The 17,376-nt window shown below is 43.3% G+C and carries 16 protein-coding genes; 1 reads left to right on the forward strand and 15 read right to left on the reverse strand.

All coding sequences use genetic code 11. From position 1 onward, the window contains the following. Positions 1–159: 159 nt before the first annotated feature. From QM351_RS10155 to QM351_RS10215, 13 genes are all read right to left on the reverse strand, one after another. The gene (locus QM351_RS10155; RefSeq protein ID WP_414327290.1) at positions 160–3,687 is read right to left on the reverse strand and encodes a family 20 glycosylhydrolase; all 3,528 of its coding nucleotides are present in this window, start codon (positions 3,685–3,687) and stop codon (positions 160–162) included. A gap of 161 nt (positions 3,688–3,848) precedes the next feature. Next, positions 3,849–4,982 (reverse strand): molecular chaperone DnaJ, encoded by a 1,134-nt coding sequence (dnaJ, locus tag QM351_RS10160; RefSeq protein WP_003004734.1) that lies wholly within the window; start codon positions 4,980–4,982, stop codon positions 3,849–3,851. Positions 4,983–5,136: 154 nt separating this feature from the next. Further along, positions 5,137–5,769, reverse strand: coding sequence for a DJ-1/PfpI family protein (locus QM351_RS10165; protein WP_414327291.1), 633 nt, complete (start codon positions 5,767–5,769; stop codon positions 5,137–5,139). A 169-nt stretch (positions 5,770–5,938) separates the two neighbouring features. Then, a complete protein-coding gene (dnaK, locus tag QM351_RS10170) occupies positions 5,939–7,762 on the reverse strand; it encodes a molecular chaperone DnaK (RefSeq protein WP_003010159.1) in 1,824 nt (607 codons plus the stop codon). Positions 7,763–8,004: 242 nt separating this feature from the next. Continuing rightward, positions 8,005–8,529 (reverse strand): nucleotide exchange factor GrpE, encoded by a 525-nt coding sequence (grpE, locus tag QM351_RS10175; protein ID WP_301355021.1) that lies wholly within the window; start codon positions 8,527–8,529, stop codon positions 8,005–8,007. Between the two features lie 24 nt (positions 8,530–8,553). After that, a complete protein-coding gene (gene hrcA / locus QM351_RS10180; RefSeq protein WP_003004578.1) occupies positions 8,554–9,588 on the reverse strand; it encodes a heat-inducible transcriptional repressor HrcA in 1,035 nt (344 codons plus the stop codon). A 168-nt stretch (positions 9,589–9,756) separates the two neighbouring features. After that, complete coding sequence (locus QM351_RS10185) at positions 9,757–10,536, reverse strand: M15 family metallopeptidase (protein ID WP_414327292.1); 780 nt, start codon at positions 10,534–10,536, stop codon at positions 9,757–9,759. Continuing rightward, on the reverse strand, positions 10,520–11,221 hold the full coding sequence (locus QM351_RS10190; RefSeq protein ID WP_049498552.1) for a histidine phosphatase family protein: 702 nt from the start codon (positions 11,219–11,221) through the stop codon (positions 10,520–10,522). The genes QM351_RS10185 and QM351_RS10190 overlap by 17 nt, the downstream gene beginning before the upstream one ends. Positions 11,222–11,344: 123 nt before the next feature. Beyond that, entirely contained in the window at positions 11,345–12,034 is a 690-nt protein-coding gene (locus tag QM351_RS10195) for a histidine phosphatase family protein (protein WP_201037653.1), read from the reverse strand. 81 nt (positions 12,035–12,115) lie between these two features. After that, positions 12,116–13,453 carry a PFL family protein gene (locus QM351_RS10200; protein ID WP_070665148.1) on the reverse strand — a complete coding sequence of 446 codons (1,338 nt, stop codon included), beginning with the start codon at positions 13,451–13,453 and terminating at the stop codon, positions 12,116–12,118. An 18-nt stretch (positions 13,454–13,471) separates the two neighbouring features. Then, entirely contained in the window at positions 13,472–13,738 is a 267-nt protein-coding gene (locus QM351_RS10205; protein WP_003004214.1) for an ACT domain-containing protein, read from the reverse strand. 129 nt (positions 13,739–13,867) lie between these two features. Then, positions 13,868–14,989, reverse strand: a complete 1,122-nt coding sequence (locus QM351_RS10210) for a VanZ family protein (protein ID WP_414323550.1) — start codon at positions 14,987–14,989, stop codon at positions 13,868–13,870. A gap of 144 nt (positions 14,990–15,133) precedes the next feature. After that, the gene (locus QM351_RS10215) at positions 15,134–15,724 is read right to left on the reverse strand and encodes a rhomboid family intramembrane serine protease (RefSeq protein WP_414323549.1); all 591 of its coding nucleotides are present in this window, start codon (positions 15,722–15,724) and stop codon (positions 15,134–15,136) included. A gap of 317 nt (positions 15,725–16,041) precedes the next feature. On the opposite strand from QM351_RS10215, the gene QM351_RS10220 reads away from it, so the two are divergent. Continuing rightward, entirely contained in the window at positions 16,042–16,245 is a 204-nt protein-coding gene (locus QM351_RS10220) for a CsbD family protein (protein ID WP_049471982.1), read from the forward strand. A gap of 554 nt (positions 16,246–16,799) precedes the next feature. On the opposite strand, the gene QM351_RS10225 is transcribed toward QM351_RS10220, so the two are convergent. Next, entirely contained in the window at positions 16,800–17,084 is a 285-nt protein-coding gene (locus tag QM351_RS10225) for a hypothetical protein (RefSeq protein ID WP_229041728.1), read from the reverse strand. A 69-nt stretch (positions 17,085–17,153) separates the two neighbouring features. Next, positions 17,154–17,288, reverse strand: a complete 135-nt coding sequence (locus QM351_RS10230) for a hypothetical protein (protein WP_003004655.1) — start codon at positions 17,286–17,288, stop codon at positions 17,154–17,156. Positions 17,289–17,376: the final 88 nt, after the last annotated feature.

The raw sequence follows: 17,376 nt of genomic DNA on the forward strand, positions 1-17,376 counted from the left end.
GCAAGACGCAGTGGTTGAGTGGGCTCTACTACGCTGATTTCATCAGCTTTTACAGCCCTACTCAACTGTGCGGAGGTGGGACGACGAAATCGAATTCTAACGAATTACCGATTTCTGTCCCACTCTCCGAACTTCGACCTGTTACAAATCTACTAGGTCTTAGTCTCTTTTTTTATTTTTCAAGTCCATTCCTGCTGCTCCTAAGATCGCTCCTAGTAAAGCGAGTCCCAGAGCAGATTCCACTCCTGTTTCTGGGAGTTGCTTGTTAGAAGATACTGCTTCTGAACGAACCTCTTTTTCCACAGCTGCTGGAATTGGTGTTGGGGTATTTTCTGGTGCTACAGGTTGAGCCTTCGAGATCACTTGAGGTGTTGACTGATCTGGAACCACTTTGTTTACGAGCAAGTCTGATTTCACTGGTGCTTCTACGGAAGGGCTTGTTGGGATCACGACTTCTTTGGTACCGACTTCAACAATTTCTGCAACTGGCTCTTTAGCAACTTCTGTAGCGATCACTTTTCGACTTTGATCAAGTGCTGAAACCTCTACATAGTCAAGGCCTTGCCCTTTAACCCCAGCCTGGATCACTCTGCGTTCTCCTTTAGCAAGATCTGGATTGGTCCGTTCCACAAGGTCAAAATCAAGTTCTTTCTCCACGATGTCAAGACTTGGTTTGTCTTCCACTAGGGCTTTGACGTCATTTTCAGCCAAGCTACCTACTTGCGTAATTGGCTTGAGCCCCGCAAGGGCTTGAGTCAGAGCAGCCACTTCTTGATCCACCTGATCTTGATGAGCACGGCTCACATTCCAATTCAAGCTATCTAAGACTTTCGCAAGGGCTGCGCGCGATTCTGGTGTGTAAATGGCTAGATCTGTTGGCACCGTAGCAACTGCTTTTCTAAGAGCAGTGAAGTCCGCCTTGAAATAGTCCTTGTTATGGTTGGCAAAAGCTTCCATAACCTGGAAGACTTCTTCTTCCTTGTATTCATTGGCCGGCTCATCAGCCCAAATTCCCAACATACTTCCGGATGTCGGTAATTTGACATCAGGGTACTTAGTTGAAGCTAACTGTTCAAACGGAACAGTTTCTGTATTTTGGATAGCTTTTTCGAGCGGATAACTTTGATCACCTTTGTGGCCCAAAACATAGTACCAGTCTCCGTTGGTATTAAGGAATTTATACCCCTTATCTGCCAAATACTGTGGAGATGCGAGGTTATAGCCCCACCATCCTTTAGACCAGTATGAAATCAAGACGTCCTTGTCAAAGGCAACATCATCTTCATCTCCATAATAGAAGCCATCGTTAAAGGCCATTGGCTGCAAGCCTTTTTCACGCGCCATAGCTGCAAGACTATTGGAATACTCCGCAAATTTACCATAGAGGTCATACCACTTGAGGTAGTACCAGCCTTGCGCACTGGTAGCGTCATTGGCATATTCATCTGTTCCGTAGTTAAAGATCTTAGACTTGTCTTTGAAGTAGTCCATGTACTTGCCAATCAAGGCTTTGGTAAAGTTGACTGCTGCTTCATTGGTCAAATCCATGGTTGTTTTTGAAACCGTATCAAAGCTGGCTTGTGGATTTTCAATGCCCAATTTTTCCATGGCAACCAACAAAGCATCCATGTGGCCAGGACTATTGACTGCCGCAATCAAGCCGATTCCTTTAGCAGTAGCATAAGCATGGAGTTCATCCATTTCTGCTTGGGTCAAGGCTTGACCATTTGGATCATCGTAATAGGCCTTGGTGCCTTCTAAAATGGCCTTTTTCACATCATCACTGGCATAGGTTTTGCCATTGGCTTCCACCGTCATATCATCGAGGACAAAGCGCATACCATCGTTTCCGACAAGGAGGTGCAAGTCAGAATAACCCAGCTCACTGGCCTTATCTACGATCCGTTTCAACTGATCCAGCGAGAAGTATTTGCGACCTGCATCGATCGAGATGACCTTCTTCATGGCAAGTTTTTCTTCCGCTTCTTTTGCTGCAACTTCTTTCGCGTAGCTTTCTGTATACACCAAAGCACCTTGAGCTGCTTTGAGATTGTCGATCAAGGTTTTGGCCTCTGCTCGAGTGGTGTTTGCTCCTGCCCCTTCTAAAGCTTTTTTAGCTGCCGTAAAGGCTACTAGAGATTCCGGTGTATAGTGGTCCAAATCAGTTGGAGCTTCCGAAAGAGCTTTTTCGACCACTTCAGGATCTGCTACAAAATAGTCCGCATTCTTGTCCGCGAAGGCATGCATGAGCTTAAAGAGAAGGTCTTTTTTGTAGGTTGCGGATGGCGTATCTGCCCAGGCAGCTACCATACCACCAATGAAAGGTACCTTAGCTCCATCATTTTTTTGAACTACATCAATCGCTGACTTGGAAATTCCTTCGAGACCTTGATCGAGGTTGTACCAACCAGATCCAGCCTTGTCCCGTCCAAGCACATAATACCAAGCATCATTGGTATTAAGAATCTGATGACCTAGTTCGGACAAGAGTTTTGAAGAAGCGACATCATAGCCGTTCCAGCCACCTGTCCAGTAGGAGACAATGATATCCTTGTCAAAAGTGCCATAGGAAGTATCGCCATTGTAGTAGATTCCGTCATTAAAGGCCATTGGTTTCATCTTGTGTTTTTTCACAATAGCTGCTAGATCATTAGCATATTGGATGAATTTTTCATAGCCTTTTTCTGGATAGCCTTCACCTGGCCAATTCTTGCTGGCTTGTAGAACCTGCCAACCATGGGCATCTGTGGCATCGTTGGCATATTCATCCAAACCAATATTGAAAATATCTGCCTTGCCGCTGAAATAAGCCGCATACTTGTCTACCAAAGCCTTGGTAAAGTCTAAGGCTTTTTGGTTGTCCAAATCAACTGTCCGAGCTGATTTTTTAGTGCCAAAGTAATTAAAGTGAGGGTTTTCGATGCCCAATTGTTCCATGGCTGTCAGAATCGCATCCATGTGACCTGGACTATTAATAGTTGGGATGACGTCCACTTTCTTCGATTTGGCGTAGGCCAAAATATCATCCATTTGAGCCTGGGTCAAGGCTGTCCCGTTCGGATCATCGTAATAAGCTTTTGTCCCTTTTTCAACCGCATCTGTCACGGCTTGGCTAGAATAAGAAGTATCTCCCACTTTCAAAGACATATCATCCAGCACAAAGCGCAAGCCGTCATTTCCAACTAGAAGATGCAAGTCTGTATAGCCCGTCTTACTAGCTTCATCAATGATTTCCTTGATTTGCTCTGGTGAGAAGTACTTGCGACCGGCATCGATCGAAACAATCTTTTTCTTGGCTAATTTTTCTTCCTGATCAGGATCTTTAGCAGGCGTTTCCGTCGCTGGTTGAGCTGCCACATCCGACTCTGCGACAGAACTTGCTTCTTCGCGAATCAAACGGTCAAGATCTGATACCCGCAATTCACGATCAGGCAGTGTCGGTTGACTTTGATCGACGATTGGGGCAGGAGCCGTTGGTTTTTCTACTGTTGGCTGAGAAGCTTCCTCATTAAGGGAAATCGTCGACTCACCCTCGTTTGGCTGAGTTGGAACTGTCGTTGAAGGGCTGTCTGTAGCCGTTGGCGTATCAGCTGCTACAACATTAGCGCCAGCAAAAAATCCTATGAGCACCGAAGCAGCTCCTACTGCATACTTGCGAATCGCATAACGTGGTTGATCTGATTTCATCAGGACCTCCTAAATTGTCATTGTAATCGTTTTCTTAAATTTACCACGATATCTTAATAAATTCAATGAGGCTTCTCATTATTCTTTAATTAGGAGAGGAAGTTCTTGGATTCGATCCAAAATAAAACGAGCTCCTTACTCAAAAGGAAACTCGTTCATTCTTATAAATCATCTAAAGCATCTTTGACCTTGTCAAAGAACCCTTTTTTCTTTGGGTTGACCTTCAAATCACTTGCTTCCGCAAAGGCTTGAAGGGCTTCTTTTTGCTTGTCATTTAAACCAGTTGGGGTGACGACATTGACAGATACATATTGATCCCCCATAGCACCACCTCGTAAGCTTGGAGCCCCTTTTCCACGGAGGCGGAATTTCTTACCGGTTTGGGTTCCTTCAGGAATGACCAAATCGACATCTCCGTGAACGGTTGGCACATGGACCGTATCTCCAAGAGCTGCTTGGACAAAGTTCAGGTCTAACTTGTAGTAGATGGTTGAGCCATCTCGTTCGAAGCGATCGCTCGGCTCAACATTGACAACGACATACAAGTCACCATAAGGTCCACCGTTAAAGCCAGCTTCTCCTTGACCAGCTAAGCGGATTTGTTGACCTGTTTCAACTCCTGCAGGAATCTTGACATTCACGCTATGAGCTTGTTTTTCATGACCTGTTCCACGACAAGTCGTACATGGATCCTTGATTTCTTGACCACGACCATGACAGACATCACAGGTCACTTGACGGCGCATCATCCCAAGAGGGGTTTGCGTATCCACATTGATGACTCCAGAACCATGACAGCGTCCACAGGTCACCGGACTAGTCCCTGGCTTAGCCCCAGAACCATGACAGGTATGACAGCTAGCTTCCCGATGGTATTTGACTTCTTTTTCCGCACCAAAAATCGCTTCTTCAAACTTGAGATTGACGCGGTATTGGAGGTCATCCCCTTGACGAGGTGCATTTGGATTACGACTTGCACCACCACCAAAGAAGCTAGAGAAGATGTCTTCAAAGCCACCAAAGCCAGCACCATCAAAGCCACCAAAACCACCTGCTCCGCCACCGAAGCCACCATTGGCACCCGCAGCACCATATTGGTCATAAGCAGCCCGTTTTTGCTCGTCACTCAAAGTCTCGTAAGCTTCTTGAACTTCCTTGTACTTTTCCTCAGCACCAGGCTCCTTGTTGATATCTGGGTGATATTTTTTAGATAATTTCCGATAGGCTTTCTTGATCTCATCTTGAGATGCATTCTTTGAAACGCCCAAACGGTCATAAAATTCAGTATTGTTCATACAAGATACTAAGAGCGAACAGAAAGCGACTGAAATTTAGGAAACCGACAAGAAATCCTGATTTCTTAGGCGGTTTATCTAATTTCCAAGCTTTCCGCTCGGGTTCAATTCCCCGAACACTCTTTGTTCCTTTCTATAATTTTCATGTAAATCTTTAGAGGCTGTTTTCTATACTTCGCTTCACTTGATCAAACTCTTGGTCCGATAGAGTAAATATCAAATCCTCTTCAGCATACTCGTTCTGTTCTTTAAAATAGTTGTCTGTATTCTCTGCCAACCCTAAACTTAGAATCACTTTTCTTGCAAACTCTTGATGGGCAAAACCGATAGCCGTAATGATCTGTTTATCTTGCACAAGAACTTTCGGTTGGAAATTTTCACGTGGAAGAAATTCAAAATAGTCAAAGAAGTTTTGCCAAATTCCACCTGTAAATTTCGTGTCCTTCAACAGACCTGCTTTCGCTAATAAAAGAGGCGCTGAAGAAATGGCTGCAATGAGGATATCTTGCTCACCAAGATCCCTCAAGAACGAAATCAATTTCTCATCCTGTAGGGCAGGCCCTATATTGACCATTCCTGGCAAAATCACGCAAGAATGCTCTTCTATACGGATTTGATCTAGTGTTTTCGTTGGTTGACAGGGTAAGCCATCCTCAGAGACCACCATCGAATGATCTGAAGCAGCATAATCAATCGTAACATCAAAAGACAGAGCTAAAGTACTCGTTAAAGCAGTTATCTCATAAAGAGAAAAATTAGGATAAATGATACAAAGTACTTTTTTCATAGGCAACATCCTCTATTTTACCGAAAAACAGAGGCTGGGTTGCAACCTCTGGATTTCTTTTTATCATTTATTAGTTAGGCTGAATTGAGTTTCGGCTTAAAGGAATCCTCAAATCTCGGAACCTTTCTTTATTTCAGGAGGTTCCGCTAAAACAATCCACTGGATTGTTTTACTTTTCCGTAAACTCTCCGTCTACGACGTCATCGCCTGCGTTGCCTGATGCTTGTGCGCCTTCTGCTCCTGCTTGGGCTTGTTGCGCTGCTGCAGCTTGCTCGTAGAGTTTAACAGCCAATGCTTGTGCTTTTTCGTTCAAGGCTTCAAGTTTCGCTTTCATTTCTTCAAGGTTACCTGATTCTTGAGCTTTCTTAAGATCATCAAGTCCTGCTTGAGCTGCGTCACGTTCTGCATCAAAGCCTTTGCCTTCAGTTTCTTTGATGGTTTTTTCAGTCGCAAAGATAGCTTGGTCTACTTCGTTACGAAGGTCAACTTCTTCTTTACGTTTCTTATCTGCTTCAGCATTTGCTTCTGCGTCTTTCATCATGCGATCGATTTCTTCATCTGTCAAACCTGAGTTTGATTGGATAACAATGGTTTGTTCTTTTTGAGTTCCAAGGTCTTTCGCTTTAACAGATACGATACCGTTCTTGTCGATGTCGAATGTTACTTCGATTTGTGGGATACCACGAGGTGCAGCTGGGATATCAGTCAATTGGAAGCGTCCAAGAGTCTTGTTATCTGCTGCCATTGGGCGTTCACCTTGAAGAACGTGGATATCAACGGCTGGTTGGTTGTCTGCTGCAGTTGAGAAGACTTGTGATTTAGATGTTGGAATAGTTGTGTTACGGTCGATGAGTTTTGTGAAGACTCCACCCATTGTTTCGATACCAAGTGACAATGGCGTTACGTCAAGAAGGACAACGTCTTTCACGTCACCAGTGATCACACCACCTTGGATCGCAGCACCCATGGCAACTACTTCATCAGGGTTCACTGATTTGTTTGGTTCTTTACCAGTTTCAGCTTTAACAGCTTCTACAACGGCAGGAATACGAGTTGAACCACCGACAAGGATGACTTCGTCGATATCTGACAAGCTCAAACCTGCATCTGAAAGGGCTTGACGAACTGGAGTTTTCGTACGTTCTACAAGGTCACGAGTCAAATCGTCAAATTTTGCACGAGTCAAGGTCATCTCCAAGTGAAGAGGTCCAGCAGCGCCTGCAGTGATGAATGGCAAGCTGATTTGTGTTGAAGTCACACCAGAAAGGTCTTTCTTCGCTTTTTCAGCTGCGTCTTTCAAACGTTGAAGCGCCATCTTGTCTGTTGACAAGTCGATACCGTTTTCTTTCTTGAATTCTTCAACCATGTGGTCGATGATTTTTTGGTCAAAGTCGTCACCACCGAGTTTGTTATCCCCTGCAGTTGCCAATACATCAAAGACACCATCACCCAATTCAAGGATAGATACGTCGAATGTACCACCACCAAGGTCGAATACCAAGATTTTTTCTTCTTTATCAGTCTTATCCAAACCGTAAGCAAGGGCTGCTGCTGTTGGTTCGTTGACGATACGTTCTACTTCAAGACCAGCGATTTTACCAGCGTCTTTAGTTGCTTGACGTTGTGCATCGTTGAAGTAAGCTGGAACTGTGATAACAGCTTTGGTTACTTTTTCACCAAGATAATCTTCAGCATAACCTTTCAAGTATTGAAGAATCATAGCTGAAATCTCTTGTGGTGTGTATTCTTTACCGTTAGCAGAAACCTTTTCAGAAGTACCCATCTTAGATTTGATAGAGATGATGGTATCTGGGTTTGTGACTGCTTGACGTTTTGCGGCATCACCAACGATGATTTCACCGTTTTTGAATGACACAACAGATGGAGTTGTGCGGTTACCTTCTGGGTTTGCGATAATTTTTGATTCAGTTCCTTCAAGAACTGCTACTGCTGAGTTTGTTGTACCTAAGTCAATACCGATAATTTTAGACATATGTTTTTCTCCTTGTTATTTTTTCTCTTTTTTTCTTTCTGATACTCTTCTTAAGTGGCGACGCCGTCAGAGCTTGACTTCGTCAATCTCTTTGACTAAACTTTGAGCCTAAGGTCTCAAAGTTTGCGAAGATACCGCCACGGCGAAGAGTATCGCCTTCGGTTCGCTTCGCTCACTATTGGCAAAGCCGAACCAATGTTAATCTTTCTTTCATAGTTTAGTGTCGTTTCGGACAAGGTAGCCTAGTTATATACTACTACCATAGCCGGTCTTAAGATGCGGTCATGGAGTTTGTAGCCTTTTTGGAAGACTTGTGCGATGGTGTCTGCTGGATGTTCGTCATCTGCAGGCAAGGTTTGGATGGCCATGTGGTAGTTATGGTCAAAGGCTCCGTCCGCTGGAATTTCTTCAATTCCTTCTTCTTTCAGAGCATGTACCAAACTTTCTTGGACCATTTCCAAGCCCTTCTTCACATCATCTGTCAATCCTTCTACGGCAAGGGCACGTTCGAGGTTGTCCAGTGATGGTAAGATCGCTTTTGCCAAATCTTGGCTACGGTATTTTTGTAATTGTTGACGTTCTTCATTAGCACGGCGCTGAATATTTTGCATTTCTGCATGAGCACGAAGGTATTTGTTTTCAAATTCTTCGGCACGCGCTTGTGCTTCTTCTAACTCAGAAGGTTGGTTGCTTTCCTCTACAACTTCTTCAGTTGTTTGGGCAACTTCCTCTTCTTTCACGTCTTCTTTTTTGATATCTTCTGTCAAGGCATACACCCCTTTCATTTGGTCTTAATTTACTTCATAATGGTTGCTATTGAGGTAACGGTAGTAATCCGTCAACTTCATGACCAGTACTCGGCCGATAACATTGACCAGGCTTATCACACGCCTGTAGTCCATCTCTACGGGACCGATCACATGCATGAGGGCCATCCCACGATAAGGAACTAAGAACTTGTGACTAATCACTGTCACATTTTTCAAGGCCTTCTCTTGGGATTCCGCAACCAGGATCTGGGTCATTTGGTCTTCTGGCATTCCCCCTCGCAACTCCAAGGCCACATGTTGGGGATTGTCTAAGAACTGATAGGTCTGAAGATCGGCGTAGGTTAATGATGAAACCTTTCCTTCTACAAAGACCAGTTCTTGAAACAGTTGCGAGAAGACGTAATCAAAGAGATCCAGCACATTGTCTGTCGTCTTGAAATAGCGCTGTACAATCTGTGGAATCTCTGTCCGCAAGCGGTAGTGGATATCCAAGACTGTATTTCCAATGAAGCGTTCTTGAACCAGCTGATGGAAAATTTCCAAATCACTGGTTAAGAAATTCTTTGGAATGGCAAACTGAACGGTGACAGGCTTTGATTCATCCAAGGTCAACACCGCTAAGGCATCGTGGTTGGACAATGGAACAATCTCAAAACCAGTCAAGCGCTGACGTGTCGGTTCAACATCCTGAATCACTGCGGTGTAGCCCGTCATCTGGGCTAGTAACTTGGCCGTAGCATCCAAGATATCGTCTAATTTAAAGGCTTCGAAATCAAAGGCTTTCACCACCTGGTAGACATCTTGCTCATCAATCAGCTCTAGATCAAGCGAGTTCTGAACAAAATATTGGAAACCAGCTCGGCTAGGCATCCGTCCACTCGAAGTGTGGGCCTTTTCTAGTAAGCCTTGTTTTTCGAGGGCAGCCATGTCGTTTCGAATGGTCGCACTACTGGATTGAATCACATCTTGTAGCGCTTTTGAACCGACTGGTTCGTGGGTCTTGGTAAAGATATCGACAACAAGATTGAGAATCTCATTTTGACGTTCTGTAACCATGACCTCACCTCTCTTTCGTATTTAGCACTCTAAACACTCAAGTGCTAAACCATGATTCTATTATACACCCATCCAAAAGAAAGTCAAGAAAAAAATCCAAAAAATTAGCACTCTTTTCCCAAGAGTGCTAAAAATCATTCTGAAGACCTAGAAAAAGAGAATCTCCTCCTATTTTCCAGCCTTTTTCAATAGTTGAATATATTCTTCCAATACTAGCTGATGTTTGGCCATATACTGGGCATTTTCTACGCCAACATAACGGAAATGCCAATTCTCAAAATTCACACCTGTGATGTTGCCCTTCCCATCTGGGTAACGAAGGACAAAGCCATATTGCGGTGCGATGGCAGCCAGCTGCAAGCCCAACTCATCACTTTGACCAGCTTCGACACTCATATCGATCGCAAGCCCCGTCTGGTGTTCACTAGCACCAGGAACCTGTACCTGGGTCTGTACCTGCTTTTCAGCTTCTTCGTGCGAAAGACCACTGGCCTCTAATTGCGCAACACGTTCATTATAGAGCTCTGTTTGCTCGGCCACACTTCGATAGCCTGATATCAAGGTTTCTTCTGGGGCAATTTTTCGAGCCGCTTCTAAAAATTGACGAGTCGGTTCTACAATCCGACTATCCACTTTGATAGCATCCACATCTGTCAATTGCGGGTTCAACTCTGGCTTCACATTGTCACGATTGACCAAGATTAACTGCCAGTCTTTTGTCGAAACGGCTGGTAAATCTGATTTTTCTTTCTTTTTCTTAGAAGAAGAGGGAGTCGTTACAGCTGTTTTTTTTGCCTTCCAAAACTGAAGCCCTGAAAACAAGCTTGGTTTAGCCAAGTAAGCACCAATTCCTGATCCAAGGATCACAAGAAGAAAGAAACTCAATAGGTAGGGCCACCGTTTCTTACGTTTTTTTCTTGCGCGTCTATACTTATTTGTCATGGCCATCCTCTAAGAGTTTTGCTCCAACCTTACGATAGGACATATCCCCAATCTTTTCAATATGAAAGGCACCATCCTCATAGGCCAAAACCGTTACACTTCCGTTGTCCAAGACCAATTCTTCGACAGCTTTCGGATCAATGAGATAAATCAAGGTCGTAATGGTCATGCCGTGGCTGACAACAATCGCATTTCCACCGCCAGTTGCTTCCACCTCTTTTGCGATGGCTTCAAACCCTTCTTTGATCCGACCACTCAAGGCACCCCAAGATTCAGCCCAACCAGTGGTGTCGACTTCAACAATCCCTTCTGCCAACTCCATCAAGCTCAACTGATGGAAATCCTCGACCTTAAAGACACGGGGTAAAACCCCCATGAAGAGCTCGCCATCATAAGCGCCGTCGAAGCTACCAAAACACCACTCACGAATGCGTTTATCATAGCGATAAGGAATCTGACCTGTCAGACCGAGTTCTTGAAGAATAATCCCCATGGTTTGAATGGTGCGTCCAGAATCACTCGAAACAGCCTCTTCAAAAGAAAGACCAGCTTCCTTGAGACCAAGACCGAGTTCTCGAATCCCACGCTCTCCTGCTTCTGTCAGCGGAGTGTCTGACCAGCCCTGTGCTCGCCCGATGGTATTAAACATGGTTTTTCCATGACGAGCAATGTATAATCTGGTTTTTGTCATTGTACTACCTCCGTATGTATCTCTTTCATTATATCATTTTTTGTAAAAAGAAAGTAGGAAAGCTCTTACAAGTTTTGAGAGAAAGAAAAGGCTATGACCAAAAGGTCAGCCTTTTACAACGAACTAGGATTCTTGCAAGCTTTCACCGACTTCACGGTAACTGCTATCTCCAAACACCTTAACCGTCAATGCGCCATCTTCATATTCTACAAGGGTAACACTACCATTTGAAAGAGGCAGATTGAGATTTGGTTTTCCTTCAATTAGGCAGACCAAGGTCTGAATGGTCCAACTATGGCTGACCACCAAGGCATTGCCTCCTCCATTTTCTTCTACTTCTTTAGCGATAGCTTCAAAACCTTCTAAGATTCGGCCTTTCAAAACTTCCCAAGGTTCAGCCCAATTCGCTGTGTCCACTTGGCAGATGCCATTGGCCAAGTCTTCCAAGGTCAAGGTCTTATAATCTTCTACATCTAGCACGCGTGGCACGACACCATGAAAGAGCTCACCACCGTAGGCTCCATCAAAGCTTCCGAAACACCACTCGCGAATCCGCTTGTCAAAGCGATAAGGAATTTTTTCTTTTAAACCCAATTGATCAAGTATAATCCCCATGGTTTGAATGGCACGACCTGAATCACTGGAATAGGCTCGGGTAAAGTCCAAGCCAGACTCACGCAAGCCGATCCCTAGAGCCTCAATGCCTTTTTCTCCTTCTGCTGTCAAGGGTGTATCGGACCAGCCTTGAGCACGGCCAATGGTATTAAACATGGTTTTCCCATGACGAATCACAAATAATCTTGTTTTAGCCATCTTGTCTCCTTTTGCAAGAAAAAAGTCTGGAGTTTTATCGTCACAGACTTTTCTATTTTCTACTATTATACTAGATTTCTCTTAGTTTTTAAAGCTATGAACCGGAGCTGGAATTTGACCACCACGGGCAATGAAATCAGCTGACGAAGCTTTGTTGACCTTCATTACCGGAGCAGACCCAAGAAGTCCACCGAGCTCTAACATATCGCCTTCTTTTCCATAAGGAATAATCCGAACGGCTGTTGTCTTTTGGTTGATCACCCCGATAGCTGCTTCATCGGCAATCATGGCCGCAATGGTTGTATCTGGAGTATCAGCTGGGATGGCAATCATATCCAGACCGACGGAGCAGATAGCTGTCATGGCTTCCAATTTTTCCAGGTTGATATGACCTGATTGGACCGCCGCAATCATCCCTTCATCTTCTGAGACCGGAATGAAGGCACCTGACAACCCACCGACTTGGTTACAAGCCATGATGCCGCCTTTTTTCACTTGGTCATTGAGCAGAGCTAGCGCTGCTGTTGTCCCGTGGGTTCCTACTACTTCAAGCCCCATCGCTTCGAGGACACGGGCAACCGAATCCCCAACAGCCGGTGTTGGCGCGAGAGACAAGTCGACAATCCCAAACTCAACACCGAGACGTTCACTAGCCATTTGACCCACTAATTGGCCAACACGGGTGATTTTGAAGGCTGTCTTCTTGACTGTTTCAGCCAACACATCAAAGCTAGCACCGGGAACTTTTTCGATGGCCCGTTGGACAACACCAGGTCCTGAAACCCCAACGTTGATGACGACATCGGCTTCACCGACACCATGAAAGGCTCCCGCCATAAAGGGATTATCTTCTACTGCATTGGCAAAGACAACGAGCTTACCAGGCCCCATCGGATCTGCTTGAGATGCTTCTTTAATGATGCGCCCCATGTCTCTGACAGCGGTCATATTGATCCCTGTCTTGGTGGAACCAATATTAACAGATGAGCAGACAAAATCCGTCTCTGCAAGGGCGCGAGGAATAGAATTGATGAGGATCTCATCCCCTTTTTGGTAGCCTTTTTGAACCAGGGCTGAGAAGCCACCGATAAAGTTGACCCCAACTTCCTTCGCTGCGCGATCTAGTGCCTTGGCAAAGGGTACATAATCTGTCGCATTGGTTGCTGCACCGATAATAGAAATCGGAGTGACTGAAACCCGCTTGTTGACAATAGGAATGCCGAGTTCCGCCGCAATCTCATCCCCAACAGCCACCAAATCTTTGGCCTTTGTCACAATCTTATTGTAGACTTTTTCTGCCGCCTTTTCGATATCCGGATCAATACAATCGAGAAGCGAAATTCCCATGGTGATGGTCCGAACATCGAAGTTCTGCTCCTCAATCATGGCAATGGTTTCTGTTACCTGTTTAATGTCCATAAATTCTCAACCCCTATCTTACAAATTGTGCATAGCATCAAAAATCGCTGCGCTTTGGATATTGATTTTTACATGAAGAGACTGACCGAATTCTTCCAACTCTGAACGGAGCTGTGTGAAATCTTTTTTCTCATCTGACGATACAACCGCCATCATGGTAAAGTATTCATCCAATACGGTTTGAGAGATATCATCGATATTGAGTCCTAATTCTGCCACTTTCGTTGCAACACCCGCTACGATTCCTTTTTGGTCTTTTCCAACGACTGTAATAATTGCTTTCATTTCACTGCTCCATTCTATCTATTTGCTTCCATTGTAGCACAATCCCCTTAAAATGGCCCTTCTCAACTATGCGGAGGTGAGACGACGAAATCGAATTCTAACGAATTACCGATTTCTGTCCCACTCTCTTTATTTTGACGATTCAGTTTCATCTTTTAAGAGCTCTTTCTTCACGCGCACCGTACTCTCATACTCAGCCCCAGCTAGACGGTCAAAGGGAAAGCGACGATTGAGCAAGACGATGGCAAGAGTGAGAATCAGGTACAATAAAACCACAAAGAAGAGCAATAAAATCATGGACAGGGTTAAGAGAGAATTGTCCGTCAAATCGCTATTCAAGAGCGAAATCAAATAGAACAACCCTTGAGGAATCAGATAGAAATAACCTACTACCAGGATTCCCCGCCAGATGGTGCGAAGCCATTTTTGCTTGTCAAAATGCAAGCGGAATTTCAATAAAGCCATTCCCAAGGTTTTGCCCCGCCACAAAGGAATCAAACCAAAATAAACAGCCAAAATCGCTACATAAGGAATCGTCTCTAAACGCTCGATTACCGCGTAAAGCAAGGATAGCATTACAAAGTCGATCAAGAAGGCAAGACCCATCCGAAAACCAGATACTTTCGTTCCTACTCGGAAAGAATGCTCGTCAATTTCGTCTCGTGTCGGCAATAACCAAACCAGGAACCAACCGAGCAGATAACCCACTCCACCACCGGTAGTATTTTGAATAATATCATCAACATCTGCCAGGCGGTAAGGACCCGGATACATAAAGTAGAGACCTGATAACTGGGTCAGTTCCAAAAAGAGACTAAAGAGAGCTGCCAGAAGGATCGTTTTCTTAAAACCACACTTGAAATAATAGCGCAGATACATCCCAAAAGGAATCAACATCAGGACATTAAAGGCAGGCACATAAAAAGTTGGATGCTTAAGAGCTTGAATCCAAGTACCAGTCTGCGCTAAATCAAAGGGGCTCTCCTTGAAAAAATCCACCACAAAAGCAAAGGGATGGAGATTGACCATTTCCGAGTAGCTAGTATGAATCTTACTTGGATCCGGCAGAGGCAAGATCACCAAGAGATAGACCGTCATCAAGTAAAGCATAAAAGAATAGAAAATCAGCACCCGCAATTTATTGACCGAACCATATTTTCGATAATTCAAAATCATGTAGGGCAAGGTCAGCAAAAATGCCAGGAAAGGAAAGAGCTGAACAGCCGTTTTAATAGTAGAGATATACCCCATTGTGTCTCCTTTTTACCGTTATAAAATCACCCTTTGTACAATGACAAAAGGTGATTTCTTCATTGATATAGAATATTATACGGCCTGGTAAAGGAAGAGTCAAGGAAGTACGATGAAAACCTTACTGAGGAGCCGTCTTAATAGTTAGCTTCTCCCCTCCAAGACTTTACTTCCGATAAAAACCAATAGATAACTCACAACCCCTGAAAGATGCAATAGCGTTGAGATCCATCCGGTGATTGCTGGTAAGAGCATGAGGCCAGATAGAAAAATTAAGAATAGATAAAACCATTTTACGGTGAGTGAAAATTCTTTCCACATCTTTGGCAGGAGCAGGACTCCTCCGGTCACAAAGGCGTATCCTACAGCAGAGATCCCTGTTGCCTGAATGTCTTGCCCCTGGGTTAAGAGGTGAAAAACGATGGAAGAGAGGACTGTCGCCGTCACAAAAACGATCAAGATTTGTCTAGAGCCTATTTTTCTTTCTAGCAGTCCTCCGAAGGGAAGGAGCATGAGTCCATTTAACAACAAATGGACCCATAAAAACCAGATAGGGGCTCCTTTACTACCGTGCATCAGGGTCCCACTAACATATTGCCAACCATACACCGGCTTTGAATGAAAAGCCAATAGGTCATACATAGCATCCCCATAAAAGGAAGTCAATAGACCGAGCGATAAACAGATTAGAGCTAAAGTACTGATAACAGGGTAGGTTGTAAGGATTCTTTTCATATTTATCTTCTCTTTTTCAAAAAACAGCGTTACGATGTCTCCATTCACTACCATTATACCATGTAATTCAATGGAGACAGAAAAGTTTTTTGCTTCTTTCGTTTCAAATCTTTGCTGGAAAAACGAAATATCGTGACCTATTAGTCGATCATTATTCGTGACCGGAAAGCGATCTTGTTTTTTAGCCGTAGCAAAAATTTGACTTTCTATTTTAAAAAGAATATACTCATTCTAATCTGAGACAAATATTTTTTATTTTTTTAAATCAACAGTATTGTATTCAGAGAAAAAACTACTAACTTCATGGAGGTGACGCTATGTCATTAGAAGAAAAATTGAACCAAGCAAAAGGTTCTGTTAAAGAAGGCCTTGGTAAATTAACCGGCGATACAAAAACAGAAGCTGAAGGCACTGCTGAAAAAGTTGCTTCAAAAGCAAAAGAAGTTGCTGAAGATGCAAAAGAAGCTGTTGAAGGAGCTATCAAGGGCGTTAAAAATATCTTTCATAAAGACGACAAATAGTCTTTAACATCCTAGACCTACTCTATTTTCTACAGTCACATTTGACTGTGAAAGATAGGGTGGTTTTTTATTTTCCATTTATCTTAGGTATAGAAAAAACACCCCGAAGGGTGCTCTTTGTAAGTATAGTAATTCTTTCGAATTAACATTTTGAGTGCAGTGGTTGCCATCCAATCAAACATCGCTACGCTTGTTTTCTTGGGGCAACTATGCATAGCATATCTCTATGCGACTAAAGTCGCTAGAGCTATCCTAATTGCGCACCGCCAGTTCTCATACAAAAAACACCTTGCAAGATGCAAAGTGTTTTCGTTTGTATTCTACTTTCCAGCAACGAATTAACGTTTAGAGAACTGGCTAGCTTTACGAGCTTTCTTAAGACCTGGTTTGGAAAGTATGGATTTCAGTTGGACTAAAAACAGCGTAATATCAAGGATTTTCTGAACAATATCTACTGATTAATTTCATAAAATATGAATCAATAGATTATAAATAGGGGAATAGTTTAGGTCTGTGAGCATTAAAATAATACACCTAACTTTGATCACCATTTTTTAGTTATTCACTCTTTTTTCAGATAGTGTTTTTAAAGTTATGATGTAAAATGCCGCAATTAAAACACTATACATCATAATCGGAGGATAGAGAATTAAGGATAGAATCAATCCCACTCCTTTAATTATTTGGTCAGGTATCAATAACTTTCTATATTGTGCGTTAGCTTCAAGTAATTCTTTCTGATCTATATTGGGTTTATCAATTACTTTATGTAAAAACCAGTTTGCTACCGTTGAAACAATAACGATCAGTCCATAAAAGAGCTGTGCCGTATGATTCATGAAATGACTACTAACTATTCCAGTAGCATAGGACATAAATGAAACAAAAAATAAAAGATACAAATCCTTTCAAATTCCTCCCTTTTCAACTTGGCTAACTTGACCTGCATTACCTAGGTCGCTTTGCTTTAAATTATACTTTTTTCTTAAACATTTGCTACGAGCAGGTCTTTCTTGTGAGTAATTTTCATCAAAAAATTTCATAGATAAGTCCTATATATAATCATGGAAAAGTAGTAAAAATAGTTGTTATCCTAGTTGATTAAAAAAATCTCTGATTTCCTCATCTTTT

Origin of the sequence: Streptococcus parasanguinis (assembly GCF_047465465.1) — a bacterium.
GTDB lineage: Bacteria > Bacillota > Bacilli > Lactobacillales > Streptococcaceae > Streptococcus > Streptococcus parasanguinis_AI.

Bases quoted from the DNA above. Each gene is read 5' to 3' on its own strand.
- QM351_RS10155 (WP_414327290.1), bottom strand. From the start codon at position 3,687: ATGAAATCAGATCAACCACGTTATGCGATTCGCAAGTATGCAGTAGGA.
- dnaJ (WP_003004734.1), bottom strand. From the start codon at position 4,982: ATGAACAATACTGAATTTTATGACCGTTTGGGCGTTTCAAAGAATGCA.
- QM351_RS10165 (WP_414327291.1), bottom strand. From the start codon at position 5,769: ATGAAAAAAGTACTTTGTATCATTTATCCTAATTTTTCTCTTTATGAG.
- dnaK (WP_003010159.1), bottom strand. From the start codon at position 7,762: ATGTCTAAAATTATCGGTATTGACTTAGGTACAACAAACTCAGCAGTA.
- hrcA (WP_003004578.1), bottom strand. From the start codon at position 9,588: ATGGTTACAGAACGTCAAAATGAGATTCTCAATCTTGTTGTCGATATC.
- QM351_RS10185 (WP_414327292.1), bottom strand. From the start codon at position 10,536: ATGGCCATGACAAATAAGTATAGACGCGCAAGAAAAAAACGTAAGAAA.
- QM351_RS10190 (WP_049498552.1), bottom strand. From the start codon at position 11,221: ATGACAAAAACCAGATTATACATTGCTCGTCATGGAAAAACCATGTTT.
- QM351_RS10195 (WP_201037653.1), bottom strand. From the start codon at position 12,034: ATGGCTAAAACAAGATTATTTGTGATTCGTCATGGGAAAACCATGTTT.
- QM351_RS10200 (WP_070665148.1), bottom strand. From the start codon at position 13,453: ATGGACATTAAACAGGTAACAGAAACCATTGCCATGATTGAGGAGCAG.
- QM351_RS10205 (WP_003004214.1), bottom strand. From the start codon at position 13,738: ATGAAAGCAATTATTACAGTCGTTGGAAAAGACCAAAAAGGAATCGTA.
- QM351_RS10210 (WP_414323550.1), bottom strand. From the start codon at position 14,989: ATGGGGTATATCTCTACTATTAAAACGGCTGTTCAGCTCTTTCCTTTC.
- QM351_RS10215 (WP_414323549.1), bottom strand. From the start codon at position 15,724: ATGAAAAGAATCCTTACAACCTACCCTGTTATCAGTACTTTAGCTCTA.
- QM351_RS10220 (WP_049471982.1), top strand. From the start codon at position 16,042: ATGTCATTAGAAGAAAAATTGAACCAAGCAAAAGGTTCTGTTAAAGAA.
- QM351_RS10225 (WP_229041728.1), bottom strand. From the start codon at position 17,084: ATGAATCATACGGCACAGCTCTTTTATGGACTGATCGTTATTGTTTCA.
- QM351_RS10230 (WP_003004655.1), bottom strand. From the start codon at position 17,288: ATGAAATTTTTTGATGAAAATTACTCACAAGAAAGACCTGCTCGTAGC.